This is a genomic window from Roseinatronobacter domitianus (assembly GCF_023336755.1).
Classification (GTDB): domain Bacteria; phylum Pseudomonadota; class Alphaproteobacteria; order Rhodobacterales; family Rhodobacteraceae; genus Roseinatronobacter; species Roseinatronobacter domitianus.
Genome location: NZ_JALZWP010000022.1, coordinates 1 through 14,773, shown reverse-complemented (window position 1 = coordinate 14,773; position 14,773 = coordinate 1). Strand labels below are relative to the sequence as shown.

14 protein-coding genes are annotated in these 14,773 nt (G+C 58.2%); 10 read left to right on the top strand and 4 right to left on the bottom strand.

Annotated features, from left to right (window positions below):
* Window positions 1-111 precede the first annotated feature (111 nt).
* Entirely contained in the window at window positions 112-654 is a 543-nt protein-coding gene (locus M3N55_RS15110; RefSeq protein ID WP_249060655.1) for a hypothetical protein, read from the bottom strand.
* 44 nt (window positions 655-698) lie between these two features.
* Between M3N55_RS15110 and M3N55_RS15105 the strand changes: the two genes are divergently transcribed.
* A complete protein-coding gene (locus M3N55_RS15105) occupies window positions 699-1,193 on the top strand; it encodes a hypothetical protein (RefSeq protein WP_249060653.1) in 495 nt (164 codons plus the stop codon).
* 1,073 nt (window positions 1,194-2,266) lie between these two features.
* Here the strand turns inward: M3N55_RS15105 and M3N55_RS15100 are convergent.
* Both M3N55_RS15100 and M3N55_RS15095 read right to left on the bottom strand, forming a co-directional pair.
* Window positions 2,267-3,634, bottom strand: coding sequence for an NAD(P)-binding protein (locus M3N55_RS15100; protein WP_249060650.1), 1,368 nt, complete (start codon window positions 3,632-3,634; stop codon window positions 2,267-2,269).
* Window positions 3,634-4,305 carry a class I SAM-dependent methyltransferase gene (locus M3N55_RS15095; protein ID WP_249060648.1) on the bottom strand — a complete coding sequence of 224 codons (672 nt, stop codon included), beginning with the start codon at window positions 4,303-4,305 and terminating at the stop codon, window positions 3,634-3,636. The genes M3N55_RS15100 and M3N55_RS15095 overlap by 1 nt, the downstream gene beginning before the upstream one ends.
* A 39-nt stretch (window positions 4,306-4,344) precedes the next feature.
* Between M3N55_RS15095 and M3N55_RS15090 the strand changes: the two genes are divergently transcribed.
* Window positions 4,345-5,370, top strand: coding sequence for a GNAT family N-acetyltransferase (locus M3N55_RS15090; protein ID WP_249060646.1), 1,026 nt, complete (start codon window positions 4,345-4,347; stop codon window positions 5,368-5,370).
* On the opposite strand, the gene M3N55_RS15085 is transcribed toward M3N55_RS15090, so the two are convergent.
* Window positions 5,367-6,650: a DUF4910 domain-containing protein gene (locus tag M3N55_RS15085; protein ID WP_249060639.1), complete on the bottom strand. Its 1,284-nt coding sequence runs from the start codon at window positions 6,648-6,650 to the stop codon at window positions 5,367-5,369. The two genes, M3N55_RS15090 and M3N55_RS15085, sit on opposite strands and share 4 nt — an antisense overlap.
* A 121-nt stretch (window positions 6,651-6,771) precedes the next feature.
* Here M3N55_RS15085 and M3N55_RS15080 point away from each other — a divergent pair, with 121 nt between their 5' ends.
* The 8 genes from M3N55_RS15080 to M3N55_RS15045 all read left to right on the top strand — a co-directional run.
* Window positions 6,772-8,280: a capsular polysaccharide export protein, LipB/KpsS family gene (locus M3N55_RS15080; protein ID WP_249060637.1), complete on the top strand. Its 1,509-nt coding sequence runs from the start codon at window positions 6,772-6,774 to the stop codon at window positions 8,278-8,280.
* 80 nt (window positions 8,281-8,360) lie between these two features.
* On the top strand, window positions 8,361-9,359 hold the full coding sequence (pseB, locus tag M3N55_RS15075; protein WP_249060634.1) for a UDP-N-acetylglucosamine 4,6-dehydratase (inverting): 999 nt from the start codon (window positions 8,361-8,363) through the stop codon (window positions 9,357-9,359).
* On the top strand, window positions 9,359-10,510 hold the full coding sequence (gene pseC, locus M3N55_RS15070) for a UDP-4-amino-4,6-dideoxy-N-acetyl-beta-L-altrosamine transaminase (RefSeq protein ID WP_249060631.1): 1,152 nt from the start codon (window positions 9,359-9,361) through the stop codon (window positions 10,508-10,510). The genes pseB and pseC overlap by 1 nt, the downstream gene beginning before the upstream one ends.
* Window positions 10,507-11,199 carry a pseudaminic acid cytidylyltransferase gene (pseF, locus tag M3N55_RS15065; protein WP_249060629.1) on the top strand — a complete coding sequence of 231 codons (693 nt, stop codon included), beginning with the start codon at window positions 10,507-10,509 and terminating at the stop codon, window positions 11,197-11,199. Before pseC ends, pseF begins: the two co-directional genes overlap by 4 nt.
* Entirely contained in the window at window positions 11,196-12,287 is a 1,092-nt protein-coding gene (gene pseG / locus M3N55_RS15060) for a UDP-2,4-diacetamido-2,4,6-trideoxy-beta-L-altropyranose hydrolase (protein ID WP_249060624.1), read from the top strand. The genes pseF and pseG overlap by 4 nt, the downstream gene beginning before the upstream one ends.
* Entirely contained in the window at window positions 12,284-12,934 is a 651-nt protein-coding gene (locus M3N55_RS15055; RefSeq protein ID WP_249060623.1) for a formyltransferase family protein, read from the top strand. Before pseG ends, M3N55_RS15055 begins: the two co-directional genes overlap by 4 nt.
* The gene (gene pseI / locus M3N55_RS15050; protein WP_249060622.1) at window positions 12,927-13,985 is read left to right on the top strand and encodes a pseudaminic acid synthase; all 1,059 of its coding nucleotides are present in this window, start codon (window positions 12,927-12,929) and stop codon (window positions 13,983-13,985) included. Before M3N55_RS15055 ends, pseI begins: the two co-directional genes overlap by 8 nt.
* A 373-nt stretch (window positions 13,986-14,358) precedes the next feature.
* Window positions 14,359-14,773: transposase (locus M3N55_RS15045; protein ID WP_487392690.1), on the top strand; the 415-nt coding region annotated here is incomplete at its 3' end.

The following is a 14,773-nucleotide window of genomic DNA, read 5'->3' as shown; positions in this document are numbered from 1 at the left end:
CGAGACTCCAATAATGAAGCTGGCCAAATAAGAACGCATAAGTACCCTCAATTCGAGTATTTTCGGCCGCTCGGTCTAACAGCGACTGGCATGTTTGAGTATCTTGTGCTGTTAATCACAAGCGCTGTTTGGGCTGTTCCCAAGTTGAACATCGAACCCGTTGCCCTGCTCAAGCGCGCCGAGCAATGATAAGGTCTCGTTCAGGACACTTCCGTCGACACAACCGTTAGAGTCGGCGCTATTGATCGCATCGACCAGATTGCCGTCTCCGGTAATACTTATCTCAGTACTTCCCGTATTCATGGCACCGACAGCATTGGTGTTCTGCCCAATTTCATCCCCAATTTGGAAATCTATAGCGCCCAACGTCCCACTTTCGGTTACAACCTCTTGGTAATTCGAACGATTGTCATTGTAGTTGTTCACTATCGTCGTGGGGTCTGACCCACGCTCAGCATTGCGAATAGCCTGAGCCGCCTGAAGTCTCAGAGATCTGTCTGAGGGTGATGAGAACCCCCAGGTGGCCGACCAGGACTGACCCGGCCCCGAGACATTCTGAGCGTCAGAAATACCTGAATTGCCGCCAATAAAGATGAACGACATAACAACCAGCGTGACCAGCTTTTGGCCACGGTAAGTTTGCTTCAAAAGCATGGCTTGAGCCTCCTGTCGGCAGCTGGCCTTAGTCACTCACCGCAGTGACAGAGCCATTACTGGCGGCGGCAGCTCCGCCCACTCCTGATACGGCGACGCTTCCGTTACTCGCCGCGGCTGCAGCAAAAGAACTGGCAGCAGTTGCCGATCCGGAACTTGCGGATGCGGCAGATCCACCATTGGTGCTTGTCGCGCCGTCACTGTGCTCGTGGCTCGCGCTGGAGCCCGCACCACCGCTGGTGACGGTTGCGGAGCCATCACTGGCTGCGGCAGCTCCACCGCCCCCGGTAGCCGCAACGCTCCCATTGCTCGCCGCAGCAGCGCTACCGCCCGATGCGGCAGTCACGCTTCCGTCACTTGCAGAAGCCGCGCCAGCGCCTGAGGTGGCCGTTGTGTTTCCATCGACCGCAGAGGCCGATGCCCCCCAAGCCGAATTCGAACCGCCTGATCCTGCTGTGGCGGTTGTATTCCCGTTGGAGGCCGATGCCGAGGCTGTCGGCGGAGCAACGACTGTCGCGCCCGGCGGTGGGGCCGTGTAAATGGTGCCGCCAGAGCTGGCAGGAACATTTGCCCCGCCTGCGCGCACTGCTTGCATGGGCATGCAATAGTACTGCCCGCGCTGGTTCCAGCACAACATCTCGCTTACTGGCGCTTCCAAGCAGGCTGCCAACAACATAGATGCAGATAGAAAGGTCGCGGTTTGCGTCCGCATGAAAAAACCATTTGTTTTCATTGTGATGCCCCTTGATCTTCGCATCTAAATAAACGCTTGGCACAAGTTTAACATCTATCTTTCGATTTATATTTTGTCCTTTCGCGCAAGGAGTCACTTTAAGTATTGCTCGCCCGCCTCAGCATACACTTTCTGCTTCAGACTATGCGACAACTCCCCTAATGGGCCGCATGACCTTTCAGCATAGCATATTCATGTCATCAGGCTGGCTTTGCGTGAAAGTGGCTGCACATGAACCATAAAAACACTTGAAGGGTCAGGCCGTACTTTCTGTTTTCTTGGTATTCGAAGGTTAATCAAAATATAAGCGCCGCACAAACGCGAGCACGCTTAAGAAAATAAAAACAGTGCATACTCAAACCTAATAGACCAGAACTGCAGCAAAAAATTTCTAAAAACTATGCACGACGCAAGCGCAAATGTCGTTCCCACTAGCGCTGCCAAGAAAAGCGAAGCAAAAAAGCTAGCGAATCCATATGATTGCTATGTTAAAAATAGTCTTCGCGTTCCGTTGTCAAGCCGTCACCCAGCTCCTATGCCTATGCCTATGCCTATGCCTATGCCTATGCCTATGCCTATGCCTATGCTTATGCTTATGCCTACGGCGCGGAAAGATCATATTACAGGCCAAGCGCTATCGTGAACAAGCTCGTCTTGGGCCCCATGGTTCCTCCGCATCTGCTGGGCTCAGGAAGCCATATTCTGCCTTGGAACGTAGCGTAGGCCAACAGATCCGGCGCGTCAGGCGCTGCGATATTCGCGGTCTCCACGCCAGACGCGCCTCACGTCGTAACCCCAACATCTGGTACCAGCCCGAACAGGCCAACACCTCTTGACCCACACAAAACGCGCGAAGCGACCCCTATTTTTATGGCAAAGTTACAAAATCTCTAATTTAGAGACAACATCCGAGACAATTTCATTTTTCGAAAAAGAAAGCGACGAAAGATTTATCAGCCGGGGGTAATGTGTTGACAGTAAGTCAAAAACTTGATTCTCTAGCGCTTCATATCCTCTGAGAGGAACGCTGTAAGATCGTGGTGTCTGCAATATTAAAAAATTATCATACATCGCACCAGTTTTAACCGCACCAGACGAAATTACAGCTTGCCAAATTTCCGTCACCTTCGACGAAGGATTTTCCCACACAACCTCTGTAAGATTAGTTGGACATTCAATGCAAATATAGGTTTGTCCTTCCCTGTCATACTGATTTCCATAACTTCCTGCGTTTGATATCCGGAATGCAATACTCTCTATATCGAAATTATGAGAATAGGTGACTGATGATACGTCATGCGAGTTGACCTTAAAGTAAAGCAGCGTCATTGGAATCGGACATATTTTGTCACAAAGTCTTCTTGATGCTAATATTTGCGTTTCAGTATCACTCGGGCTAAGGGTTGAAACAATATTATCACAGCTAAAATGGCCAATATTCTGACACTTGACGTTTATGTTCTTGTCCCGAAACTCTAATTCCATATCACCCGTGCTAGAAAAGAAAGATACTCCACGACTTTTCAGAACATCAACGGCTCTTCGTACAAAGCCGCTCATGCCGTGTTTTGCTGGATAAAAGTTCCGACCAAATTTCGGGCTTGAGTTTGGGTATGGCGAATTAAGGTTACTATCAGCTTTGACCGCGATCCTTTCGTCTAAGGGCGGCATAATTTTTAAAAGGTTGCCGATGTCGTCTGGCAGAAGCTTCACACGCTTAAACAGGCCTTGATTCAACGCTGATCGGCAGAGATCTTTCGAGGGATTTCCGTACACTTTTTCTATGCTTGGTGCTAGTAGCTGCGACGCTGTATCACCAAATCTGTTAACAAGAACTTCAAAGAGTGTAGTTTGACTGCTTTTAGCTGAGTTTGACGTAACCATCTCTAGTAATTCAAGCAAGGCCTGCGAAACAAGAGGTTTAGGCAGCAATGACAGGTCTGGAATGGCAAGCCCATGCGTCACCCGTCCATTTAAGACTGATGAGTATTGAACAGGGGTGTCAACGAAAAAATCATCATCTTCAACCATTTCAAGATAAAAGTCGGTGATGTCTTTTCTATTATTGTCGAATAGATGACATCCATAATCTAAATGAAAACCTTCCCATATCTTTCCAGAAAGTACACCACCAAATTGAGGAGCTTTTTCGAGAACTACGACATTCGCACCTTTTGAAGAAAGAAAAAAAGCAGCTGCTAAGCCACGGAACCCTGAACCAAGAATAATAACCTCTCGTTTTCTCATCAATCCGCCTTTTTGCAGATAATATTCCAGTTCGCAAATATTTGCACAGGTTTTGGCTCTGTTTGAATTGTTTCTTGATGAGAAAGATTTATTATTTCCAAATGAGGTTTAAACAGGTCAGCTATACCACGCATGCCATATAGTGCTATTTGACCAACGCCAGAAAAAGGCCCTTCGGTGTCCAGAAGCACCCCGTCCTCGCCTTCGCGTCCGAGCGTGGTGGCGCGGTCGGAGTAAATCTCGGCATACATCAATCCGCCGGGGCGCAGCACGCGGGCGGCTTCCTCGATCGCTTTGTGGGCGGCACGGGTGGGCGCCATGGAAACGGCCCCACGTTCCAGCACGATGTCGAAGCTGTCAGCGTCAAATGGAAGATCGGTGAAATCGCCGGTGACGAATTCGCCCTGCAACCCCTCCTCCGCAAACCGCTTGCGCGCGAATTCCAGCGCGGCCTCGCTGCCATCCAGCCCCGTCACGTCGAACCCTTCGCGGGCGGCGAACCACAGGTTGTTACCCGCCCCGCAGCCGATTTCCAGAATGCGGATGTCGGAGCGGGCGCGGTCGCGGGGAGCATGGCGATACAGGAATGTCACTACTGACGAAAACGGATAGCGGTTGAGTTGGTCGCCCGCCTCATATATTTCGTCCCAGATCGGGTCGTAACTCTGCATGAGGCACCTGTTTTCGTTGCGACGGAAGGCGCTTAGCATATGGCCGACATTGCGACAAGTACGTTCTATGTGCCCGGTTTCATGGACCTGTCCAAATACCGGCTGGACCGGACAGAGCCCGGAGCCGCTTGGGACCGGGTGGTCGAGGCCGCACCAGAGGGCACAATTTTCAGCCTCAGCGCCTTTGTCGAGGAGATGGACGCCACCCCGGCCCTGTGGCTGTGCCACAAGGGCAACCAGTTTGCGGGCGCGGTGGCTTTGGCCGAGGATCCGACCGATCCGCGCCGCACCGTGCTTGCGCCGCATATCATCCATGGCGGGATCATGACCGCGTCGCCTGCCGCGCGGCAGAACCCGGCGCAGGCCTTGGCCGAGCAGTTCCGCACCACCGCCGCCTGTTTCGCCGGACTGGCCGAGCGGTATACAGAGCTGCGGTTTGCCACTGCGCCTGCCTTGGCCGATCTGCGCCCGGTGCTGTGGCACAATTACGGCGGTGACGGGCCGAAACCGGTGCTGGACCTACGCTACACCAGCTATTTGCCGCTGACGCCCGAAGCCACCGAGATGGAGCAGACCGCGCTTTACCAAGGCTGCAACAAGTCGCGCCGCCAGGCCTTGCGCTACGCGCGCGACAGCGGGATCACGGTGCTGGCCAGCACCGATATCGACGTGTTTCTTGACCTGTATGCCCGAACCTTCGCGCGGCAGGGGCTGGAGATGGCGGCGGGAGAGGCCGATTTCCTGCGCCGCGTCTGCACCCGTCTGGCGGGCGAAGGACGTTTGCGGATATTCGCCGCGCTGACGCCCGAGGGCGATCTGGGCAGCATTGTCGTCTTCGGGTTGGACGCCAAACGCGCTTATTACCTGTATGGTGCGAATGAACCCGAATTGCGCAACGATCATTGCGGGTCGATGGCGCTGTTTCACGCCCTGCAAGCCTTGGCGCAAGAGGGCGTGGCAGAGGCTGATCTGGAAGGCGTGAACAGCCCCAAACGCGGCTATTTCAAGCTTAGCTTCGGGGGCGATCTGCGTGCCTATTACCGGGTATCGTTGGTGCAGGGCTAGGCGATCAGCCCATGTGCGTGCAACACGCGCAATTCGGCCACCACGTCCGACAAGTTCGCCCCGATCCGGGCGCAAATGTCGAACACGCTGTTGGTGCCATCGCAATAGGCGATCACATTCATGCGAAACCGCGCGGGGTGGATGGCTTGTTTCTGGCTGAGCGTGGGGTATAGCCCGCGCTTGCCTAGTTGCGGTTCTGCCAGAACTGTCACATGTGGCGCAGGGGGCAGTTCAAATGCATCTACAATACTGCGCATCGCGGCATGGCTTTCGCCCAAGCCGGTCGGCGTAACCAGCGTCAGATCATCGGCGCTGGTGTGGTATTCGGGGTAGGTGCCGTATTTGCTGCGGCAAAAACCGGCGACCGGCAGATCGACCCCCGGCGCGCAAAACTGCCGCTCATCCGAGCCGCGCTCCAGAAAGCTGTAGCGTTTGGCACTGTCGCGCCCGTGCAGGGCGGCGGCCAGTGCCTTGTCTGCCAGGGTTGTGCCGTAGCGCGATTCCACATGGCTGAAGGCGCGCTCATCGCCCACGCAAGACAGCACGAACCCGGCCTGCACATGGGCTTTCAAATGGTCCAGATGGCGCGACAGATAGGCCACCGCGCCAATCGTTTCGGCCAAAAACAAGAAGCGGTAGGACATGCGTCGCCGGGGCAGGGCGCGGATATACTCGGCCAAGGCGGTTGCCAGAACCGGGCCGGATAGCTCGTTATTGGCCATGGACGGGTGGCAGATATAGGTCGAGAACAGCACCTCTTGCGGGCTGTCGCCGGGGATCAGCAGGTCGCCCAGGACCAGTTCGCCATCGGCCAGGGTGCTGTCGATGACCGCGCGGTAGCGCCCCTTTGGCAGCGTTTGTTTCTGAGCGTCGGCCATGCAGAACCCGACGCGCGGCGTATAATAGCTGGTCACATAGGGGATGACATCGGGCTGGTCTGCTTGGGTGTAGATCAGCGACAGAAGGTCCGCGCGGTCCAGTTCGGCATCTATCGGGCCGGAATAGCCCATGACATGCAGGGTGTTGCGGTTGAATTCGGCAAAACGCTGCCCGCTTTCATGCTCGATCCAGGCGTCGCGGATGGTCCATTCCTGCGGCACCGTCCAGTCGAAGACCTTCTCGCCGGTGGCAAAGCGGTGACGCTGCAAACCCGGCAGGCGCGTCTCAAGCCAATCAAGCGTCTGGCGAATACCCGGCCCGGTGATGGACCGGCAGATGGGCCAAAGATCGCGCGCCCAATCGTGCATCCGTGCGCCTGCGTCTTGGTCAAGTTGCTCCATCCTGCGGCCCTTCTATGATTTCTAGGCATAATCCTCCGCGCCTTTGCCCAGGGCAAGGGCGCGGCTTGAAGTTTGGTGCCTGTTTGGTTACGAAACTATATCCAGTAAGAGCGCGTGTGATATGACGATAAAGCTTTTTTGCGTGGCAATGGCCAAGTCCAACGCGCCGATCCTGAAAGCTTTGACCGAACAGGCGGGCGACGCGGTTCAGCTTGTGCTGCACATTGGTGGGACGGATGCGGATTTCAAAGGCACATCCCTGTCGCGCATGACCCGCAAGGCCGGGCGGCGCGGGCATCTGATGCAGGCCGATTTTCATGCGGGCGCGGCGATGGCGCTGTTTCAGTCGCCCGATTATGGCCGCGCGATGATGGAATTCGTCGCCCATATGGAGCGGCGCGATACGATCAATGACATACGCCCGCACCCGATCCGCCATATGCAGGAATATGTTGATTACTTCCATATTCTGGCCGATGCGCTTGCCCGCCAGATCATCGAATCCGGCGCAACCCATGCGCTGTTTTTCGAGATCCCGCATCTGGGCTACGATTCCATCGCCTATCAGCTTGCGCGTACGATGGGGTTGAAAACGCTTGTCCTGACGCAGTCGCAGTTTGACGGAAAATTCGTGTCGATGAGCACGCTGGACGATCTGGGATATTTCCCGTCGATTGCGGCCCCGCCTTTCTCCATAGACCAGTCCGAGCAGCCGGAATTGTTCTACATGAAAGGCGTCGGCCAAGAGAAGACGCGCGCGGGGCGGCTGTCCCTGTCCGAGGGTGCGCGCATTGTCGCATCGCAGCTTTACCGCGACCCGGCCAACGTGCTGGCACCGGGGCACCTGCTGGGGCTGTTGAAGCGCGCGCGCCGCATCCGCGAGGGCCTGCCCGATTGGCGCGATCCGTTCGCCGGGTTCTTCCACCAGCGCGATCTGGCCTATTTCGAGCATCTGCTGGAGCATGAGGATGGCGCGGTCGATCTGGACGGCGACTATGTCTATTTCCCCCTGCAATATGAGCCAGAGATGACGACCGGCGCGCTGGGCGGCATCTATGCCGATCAGGCGCTGGCGATCGAACACTTGGCCGACATTCTGCCCGAGGGTGTGCGTATTCTGGTCAAGGAAAACCCCAAGCAGATGGGCCATAACCGTGGCCCGATGTTCTTTCACCGGTTGCGGCGTATTCCGGCGGTGCAATTCCTGCCCTCGCATGTTAGCACGCATGTTTTGACCGCGAGGGCGCGGTTCGTTGCCTGCGTCACCGGCACCGCCGGGTGGGAAGCCATCCGCCAAGGCAAACCCGCGCTGACCTTCGGGCGCGCATGGTATCGCGGCCTGCCGGGGGTGGTGCCCTACGCGCCGGGGCTGAGCTATGAAGATGTCGCGGGGCTACGTTGGGATCATGCCGCGCTTGAAGCCCGCTGCGGGGCCTTGAACGCGCGGATGCATGACGGTTACACCAACCGCCATTACCTGAGGGTCGCCCCCGAGACCGACCCGCGGGAGAATGCCACGCGCTGCGCCGGGCAATTGCTTGGGCTACTTCAGGGGCATGTTGCGCCAACCTTTGCGCCAGAGTCTGGCCCCGCGCGTGAAAATGTTGAAAAATCGGTGTTGCGCGGGTAACACCCGAACCAGACGCCCTCTCCGGGGCAGATGCCTTGTGTCTGCGGCCAGTCCGGGACTCGAACGAAAGACGGTCTGCGATGCTGTGCAACTCGACCATACTTGTTACTGGTGGAACCGGGTCTTTCGGCCATTGCTTCGTGCCCATGACCTTGGAACGGTTCAGCCCGAAAAAGCTGATCGTCTTTTCGCGTGATGAGATGAAGCAATGGGACATGGCCAAGCTTTACGGCGACGATCCGCGCGTGCGGTTCTTCATCGGCGATGTCCGCGACCGCGAGCGTCTGTATCGCGCGTTCGACGGGGTGGATTATGTTGTCCACGCTGCCGCGACCAAGATCGTGCCGACGGCGGAATACAACCCTTTCGAATGCATCAAGACCAATGTGAATGGCGCGATGAACGTAATCGATGCAGCCATCGACAAGGGCGTGAAGGGTGTGGTCGCGCTGTCCACCGACAAGGCGTCCTCGCCCATCAACCTTTATGGCGCATCGAAACTCGCGTCGGACAAGCTGTTCGTGGCGGGCAATGCCTATGCGGGCGAACATGGCACGCGGTTTTCCGTGGTGCGCTACGGCAATGTCATGGGCTCGCGCGGGTCGGTCATCCCGTTCTTCCAGTCGGTCGCGGATACTGGTCGGCTGCCGATTACCGATCCACGCATGACACGGTTCATGATCTCTCTGGAACAGGGGGTGGAACTGGTCTGGCACGCGTTTGAGGACATGATCGGCGGCGAGATTTACGTAAAGAAAATCCCCTCTATGACCATCACCGACATAGCCCATGTGGTTGCGCCGGATGCCGCGCATGACGTGGTCGGCATTCGCCCCGGAGAAAAGCTGCACGAGCAGATGATTGGCGTCGAAGACGCGCCCTATACCTACGAATATGCCGAACATTTCAAGATTTTGCCCGCTATCAACCAATGGTCGGACGATCCTGCGCGCATCAAGGACGGGGCGAAGGTGGCTGAGGATTTCAGCTATACCAGCGACAAGAACCCCGAATGGCTGCCACCGGAAGCGCTGGCCAATTGGATCGCCGCCAACCGCGACAAGATCGGGGCTCTCTGATGATCCCTTACGGTCGGCAGGATATTTCGCAGGCCGATATTGACGCGGTGGAACGGGTGCTGCGCTCGGATTACTTGACGCAAGGCCCTGTTGTTCCGCAATTTGAAGCTGCGGTATCCAAACGGGTGGGCGCGGCCTATGGCATTGCGGTCAATTCGGCCACATCTGCGCTGCATATCGCCTGCGCCGCTCTCGACCTTGGACCGGGTGATCTGCTCTGGACCTCGCCCAATACCTTCGTCGCGTCGGCCAATTGCGGGCGGTATTGTGGGGCGGATGTCGATTTCGTTGATATCGACTCTGAAACCTTCAATATCTGCGCCGACAAATTGGCCAACAAGCTGGACATGGCCGCCAGCGCAGGCCGCCTGCCCAAAGTGCTGGTGGCGGTGCATATGTGTGGCCAGTCACCCGATATGGCGCGGATCAGTGCGCTTGCCCGTGCCCATGGTGTGCGCGTGATAGAGGATGCGAGCCATTCCATCGGTGCGGATTACCTTGGCGCGCCGGTGGGCAATTGCGCGCATTCCGAGATTACCGTGTTCAGCTTTCACCCGGTCAAGATCATCACGAGCGCCGAAGGGGGCATGGCGCTCACCAATGACGCAGGGCTTGCCGCACGCATGGAGCGCTTGCGCAGTCACGGTATTACGCGCGACCCCGCCTTGATGACCCACGTCGCGGATGGCCCATGGTATTATCAGCAATTGGAACTGGGCTGGAACTACCGCATGACGGATATGCAGGCCGCGCTGGGGCTAAGCCAGTTGGACCAGCTGGACGTGTTCATCGCCCGCCGCCGCGCGCTGGCCGATGCCTATGACGTGGCGCTGGCAGGCATGGCGCTGGACCTGCCGGGGCGGCTAACGGGTGCTGTGTCCAGCTGGCACCTGTATGTCATCCGCCTGCACGATGCCACGCGCCACCGCGCGGTGTTCGAAGGGTTGCGCGCGGACGGGATCGGGGTGAACCTGCATTACATCCCCGTGCATCTGCAACCTTATTATCGTGGCTTGGGCTTCGGTCCGGGTGATTGCCCTGTGGCAGAGGATTACTACGCGCGCGCCATTTCCATCCCGCTTTACGCGGGTCTGAACGATGGCGATCAGGCGCAGGTCGTGGCGGCGCTGTCCCGTCATCTGGCGGCATGAGCGTTTGCATCATCCCGGCACGCGGCGGGTCCAAGCGCATCTGGCGCAAGAATATCCGCCCCTTTCTGGGCAAACCGATGATCGCGTGGTCGATCACGGCGGCACATTCGACGGGATGCTTTGACCGGATCGTCGTCTCGACCGAGGATGACGAGATCGCCGCCGTGGCCGAGGCGCATGGCGCCGAGGTGCCGTTTCGCCGTGACCCGTCGCTGGCCGATGATCTGACAGGCACATTGCCGGTGATTGCGCATGCCGTACGCGCGCTGGGCTTGAGTGATGATATGCCTGTCTGTTGCCTCTATGCCACAGCGCCCTTCGTGCGGGCTGAAGATCTGCGCGCGGGGCAGGCGCAGCTTGCCGAAACTGGCGCGGCCTTTGTTGTCAGCGTGACCAGCTACGCCTTTCCCATCCAGCGCGCCTTGCTTCGGGATGCGGACGGCGCGGTCCAGATGATCGACCCCGCCCAGATGCACACCCGCTCGCAAGACCTGCCCGAGGCGTGGCACGATGCCGGCCAGTTCTACTGGGCCAAGGCCGCGACATGGGCCAGCGCGCGCGGCGTGTTCGAGGTAGGCGCGCAGGGTTTGCCGCTTCCCCGCCACCGTGTGCAGGATATCGACATGCCCGAGGACTGGACCCGCGCCGAATGGATGATGCGCGCGCTGCAAGCCGAGGACCGGGCATGAAGGTTGCGTTCCGGGTAGATGCGTCCATCCAGATCGGCACCGGTCATGTCATGCGGTGTCTGACGCTGGCGCGGGCCTTGCGCGACGCCGGGGCCGCCTGTCATTTCATCCTGCGCAGTTTCCCCGGTGACATGGAAGCGCGCGTGGCCGCAGAAGGGTTTGCCACGACCTGCCTGTCCGCGCCCACCGGCCCCGTGCCCGAAGGTCCGCCCGATCATGCCGATTGGGCCGGGGTCGAATGGCAGGATGATGCGCGCGAAACCCGCACGATACTGGAAGAGCTGCGCCCCGATTGGCTGATCCTTGATCATTACGCCTTCGATGCCCGCTGGCAGCGGGTGGCCCGGCCAGAGGGCACGCGGCTGATGGTTCTGGACGACCTCGCCGACCGCCCGCATGATTGCGACCTGTTGCTGGATCAGAATCTGGGGCGCAAGCCTACGGATTATGACGGGTTTGTGCCCGAGAGCTGCCTCCGCCTGATCGGGCCGCATTATGCGGTGCTGCGGCCCGAATTCGCCGATCTGCGCGCCGAGTCGCTGCTGGCGCGTGCAGGCAGGGGCGTGCGGTACCTGCTGATTTCGATGGGCGGGGTCGATGCCGATGACGCAACATCTGCCATTCTGCTGGCGTTGCGCGCGGCCAGCTTGCCCGAAGGTCTGCGCATCACCGTCGTGATGGGCAGCCACGCGCCTGCGCTGGACCATGTGCGCGTCGTGGCGCGGTCCATGCCTTGCCCGACAGAGGTGGCGGTCGATATCAACGACATGGGCGCGCGCATGGCGCAGGCCGATCTGGCCATCGGCGCGGCTGGTGCGACGACATGGGAGCGTTGCGCACTAGGTCTGCCTGCGATCATTGTGCAGATTGCCGACAATCAGGCCGGGATCGCCCGCGCGTTGAGTGACGCAGGCGCTGCACTGGACCCCGGTCCAGTGAATGCCCCGGAGTTCGCGCAGAACCTGCAAACCGCACTGACCAAGGCGCGACCGCGGTTGGGCGCGATGTCGGAACGTGCGGCATATATCTGCGATGGCGACGGTGCAGCGCGGGTGGTTGCAGCGCTTCAGATGGAGAGACTTGCGTGAAAATTGATTTGCTCTGTTCAAGCCAGGACCATCCAATCAACCCTTGGCTCGTAAGATGGAGGGAGGAGCGTGCACAGCAACACGAGATAAGGATTGTGCGAAGCAGGGATCAATTGAAATCCGGCGACATACTTTTCCTTATATCCTGTGCCGAAATGATCCCGGAAAAACTACGCACGCTCTATGGGAATTGTGTTGTCCTTCACGCCAGCGACTTGCCAAAGGGACGCGGCTGGAGTCCGCATGTGTGGGCAATTCTGGAAGGCGCAAGGATAATAACAGTATCGGCTATTAATGCTGAGGATCGTGTCGATAGCGGCGATATTTGGGCTAAGAAAACCTTCAACGTAGCTCCCAATGAGTTATACAATGAGATCAATGCATCTCTTTTCGAAGCCGAAATCACACTTATGGATCAGGTAATCCGGATGGTTGAAAACAGTGATGCGCCTCATCCTCAGCCCGACGAAGAGGCAACCTATTACCCGCGCAGAACGCCAAGGGATAGTAAGCTCGACCCAAGCCTATCCATTGCAGAACAATTCGATAAAATTAGAGTCAGTGATCCGAATAGATTTCCAGCCTTTTTTGAAATGCATGGCACTGTGTTTTCCATTAAGCTAACAAGGGTCGAAAGCGATGACTAACATCATGATCGGCGGTCGCTCTATCGGACCCAGCCACCCGCCTTATGTGATTGCGGAACTCTCGGCCAACCATAATGGTGATCTGGCAAAGGCGCTGCGGATCATCGACGCGGCGGTAGAGGCGGGGGCGGATGCGGTCAAAATCCAGACCTACCGCCCCGATACGATCACGCTGGATGCCGACACGCCCGACTTCCAGATCTCGGGCGGGTTATGGAACGGGCGGCGGTTGTATGACCTGTATGACTGGGCGCATACGCCGTGGGACTGGCACGATACGCTCTTCGCCCATGCCGCCAAACGCGGGATCATGATGTTCTCCTCGCCCTTCGACCCCACGGCGGTGGACCTGCTGGAAAGCCTGAACGCGCCTGCCTACAAGATCGCCAGTTTCGAAGCCGTGGACCTGCCGCTGATCCGCTACGTGGCGTCCAAGGGGAAGCCCATGATCATCTCGACCGGGATGGCCGACAAGGCAGAGATCGCAGAAGCGGTCGCGGCGGCGCGGGCAGGCGGGTGCGGCGCGTTGGCATTGTTGCATTGTGTGTCCGGCTACCCGGCCCCTGCCGCGGATTACAACCTTGCGACCATCGCGGATCTGGCGGCCAGCTTTGGCGTGCCGGTTGGCCTGTCGGATCACACGCTCGACAACACGACCGCCATTGCCAGCGTGGCGTTAGGGGCCTGCATTATCGAGAAACACTTGACATTGGACCGCAGCGGCGGCGGGCCGGATGACAGTTTTTCTCTGGAACCCGATCAGTTCGCGGCACTCTGCTCCGGTGCGCTCACGGCATGGCAGGCGGTGGGCCAAGTTGATTACGGGCGCAAGAGCAGCGAGGCGGGGAGTGTGCAATTCCGCCGCTCGCTCTATTTCGTGCAAGCTTTGCGCGCCGGACAGGTGGTGACGGCCGATGCCGTGCGGTCGGTGCGTCCGGGCTATGGGATGGCCCCGAAACATCTGGAGCAGGTGATCGGACGCGCGGTTACGCGCGACGTGGCCCGCAACAGCCCGGTGCGCCCTGCAGATGTTGGTTTGCCGGACGCATAAGTGCGCGGATCATTTGATCTTCTACCTTACACCAAACAGAACGGCGCCGGAAAATTGCGGCGGTAGCCTGTCCCCGCAACAAAATATGCACACAATATCAATGGCTTAAAGACAGAGCGTTTCACTCGTGTAAGCGCGTGCAACTTTGGTCAACACCTGGTCAACATTTAACGAGCCCCTCACCAGGGGGCTTTTTGCGTTGCGCATATGGCTATGTGATCGGCCAGACAGACGGTCAGAGCACCCGGTCAAGCAACCGAGCAAACCGCATCCTGTTGAGTTGCGTGACCGTGCGGTGCGGCTTGTCGAATAGGGCAGCACGCATACCTATGCGGCACGGCGGCTGTGCGTTTCGATCAAGTTCGTCAACGACATGATGCGTCTGAAGCGCGAGACCGGCTCGCTTGCGCCGAAACCTCAAGGCAATCCCGGGCTCGGCAAACTGACCGATGTAAAGGGCTGGGTGGAGCGCCGGATCGCGGCAAGGCCCGATCTGACGATTGACGAACTGACCGTGGAACTGGCCGCGGAGCACGGAGTAAAGGTGCATCGCTCGTCGGTCGGTCGACTGTTGCTCAGGCTCGGGCTGTCACACAAAAAAGATCTGCAAGCGCTTGAACAGAAGCGCCAGGACGTGGCCGACCTGCGCCGCATCTGGATAGGCAAGCGCCAACCCTTCATGGCCAGGCATCTGGAAAGACTGGCATTTATTGACGAAACATCGCTCAAGACCAACATGGCCAAGACCACTGGCTGGGCCCCGCGCGGACAGCGCTTGGTCGATCACG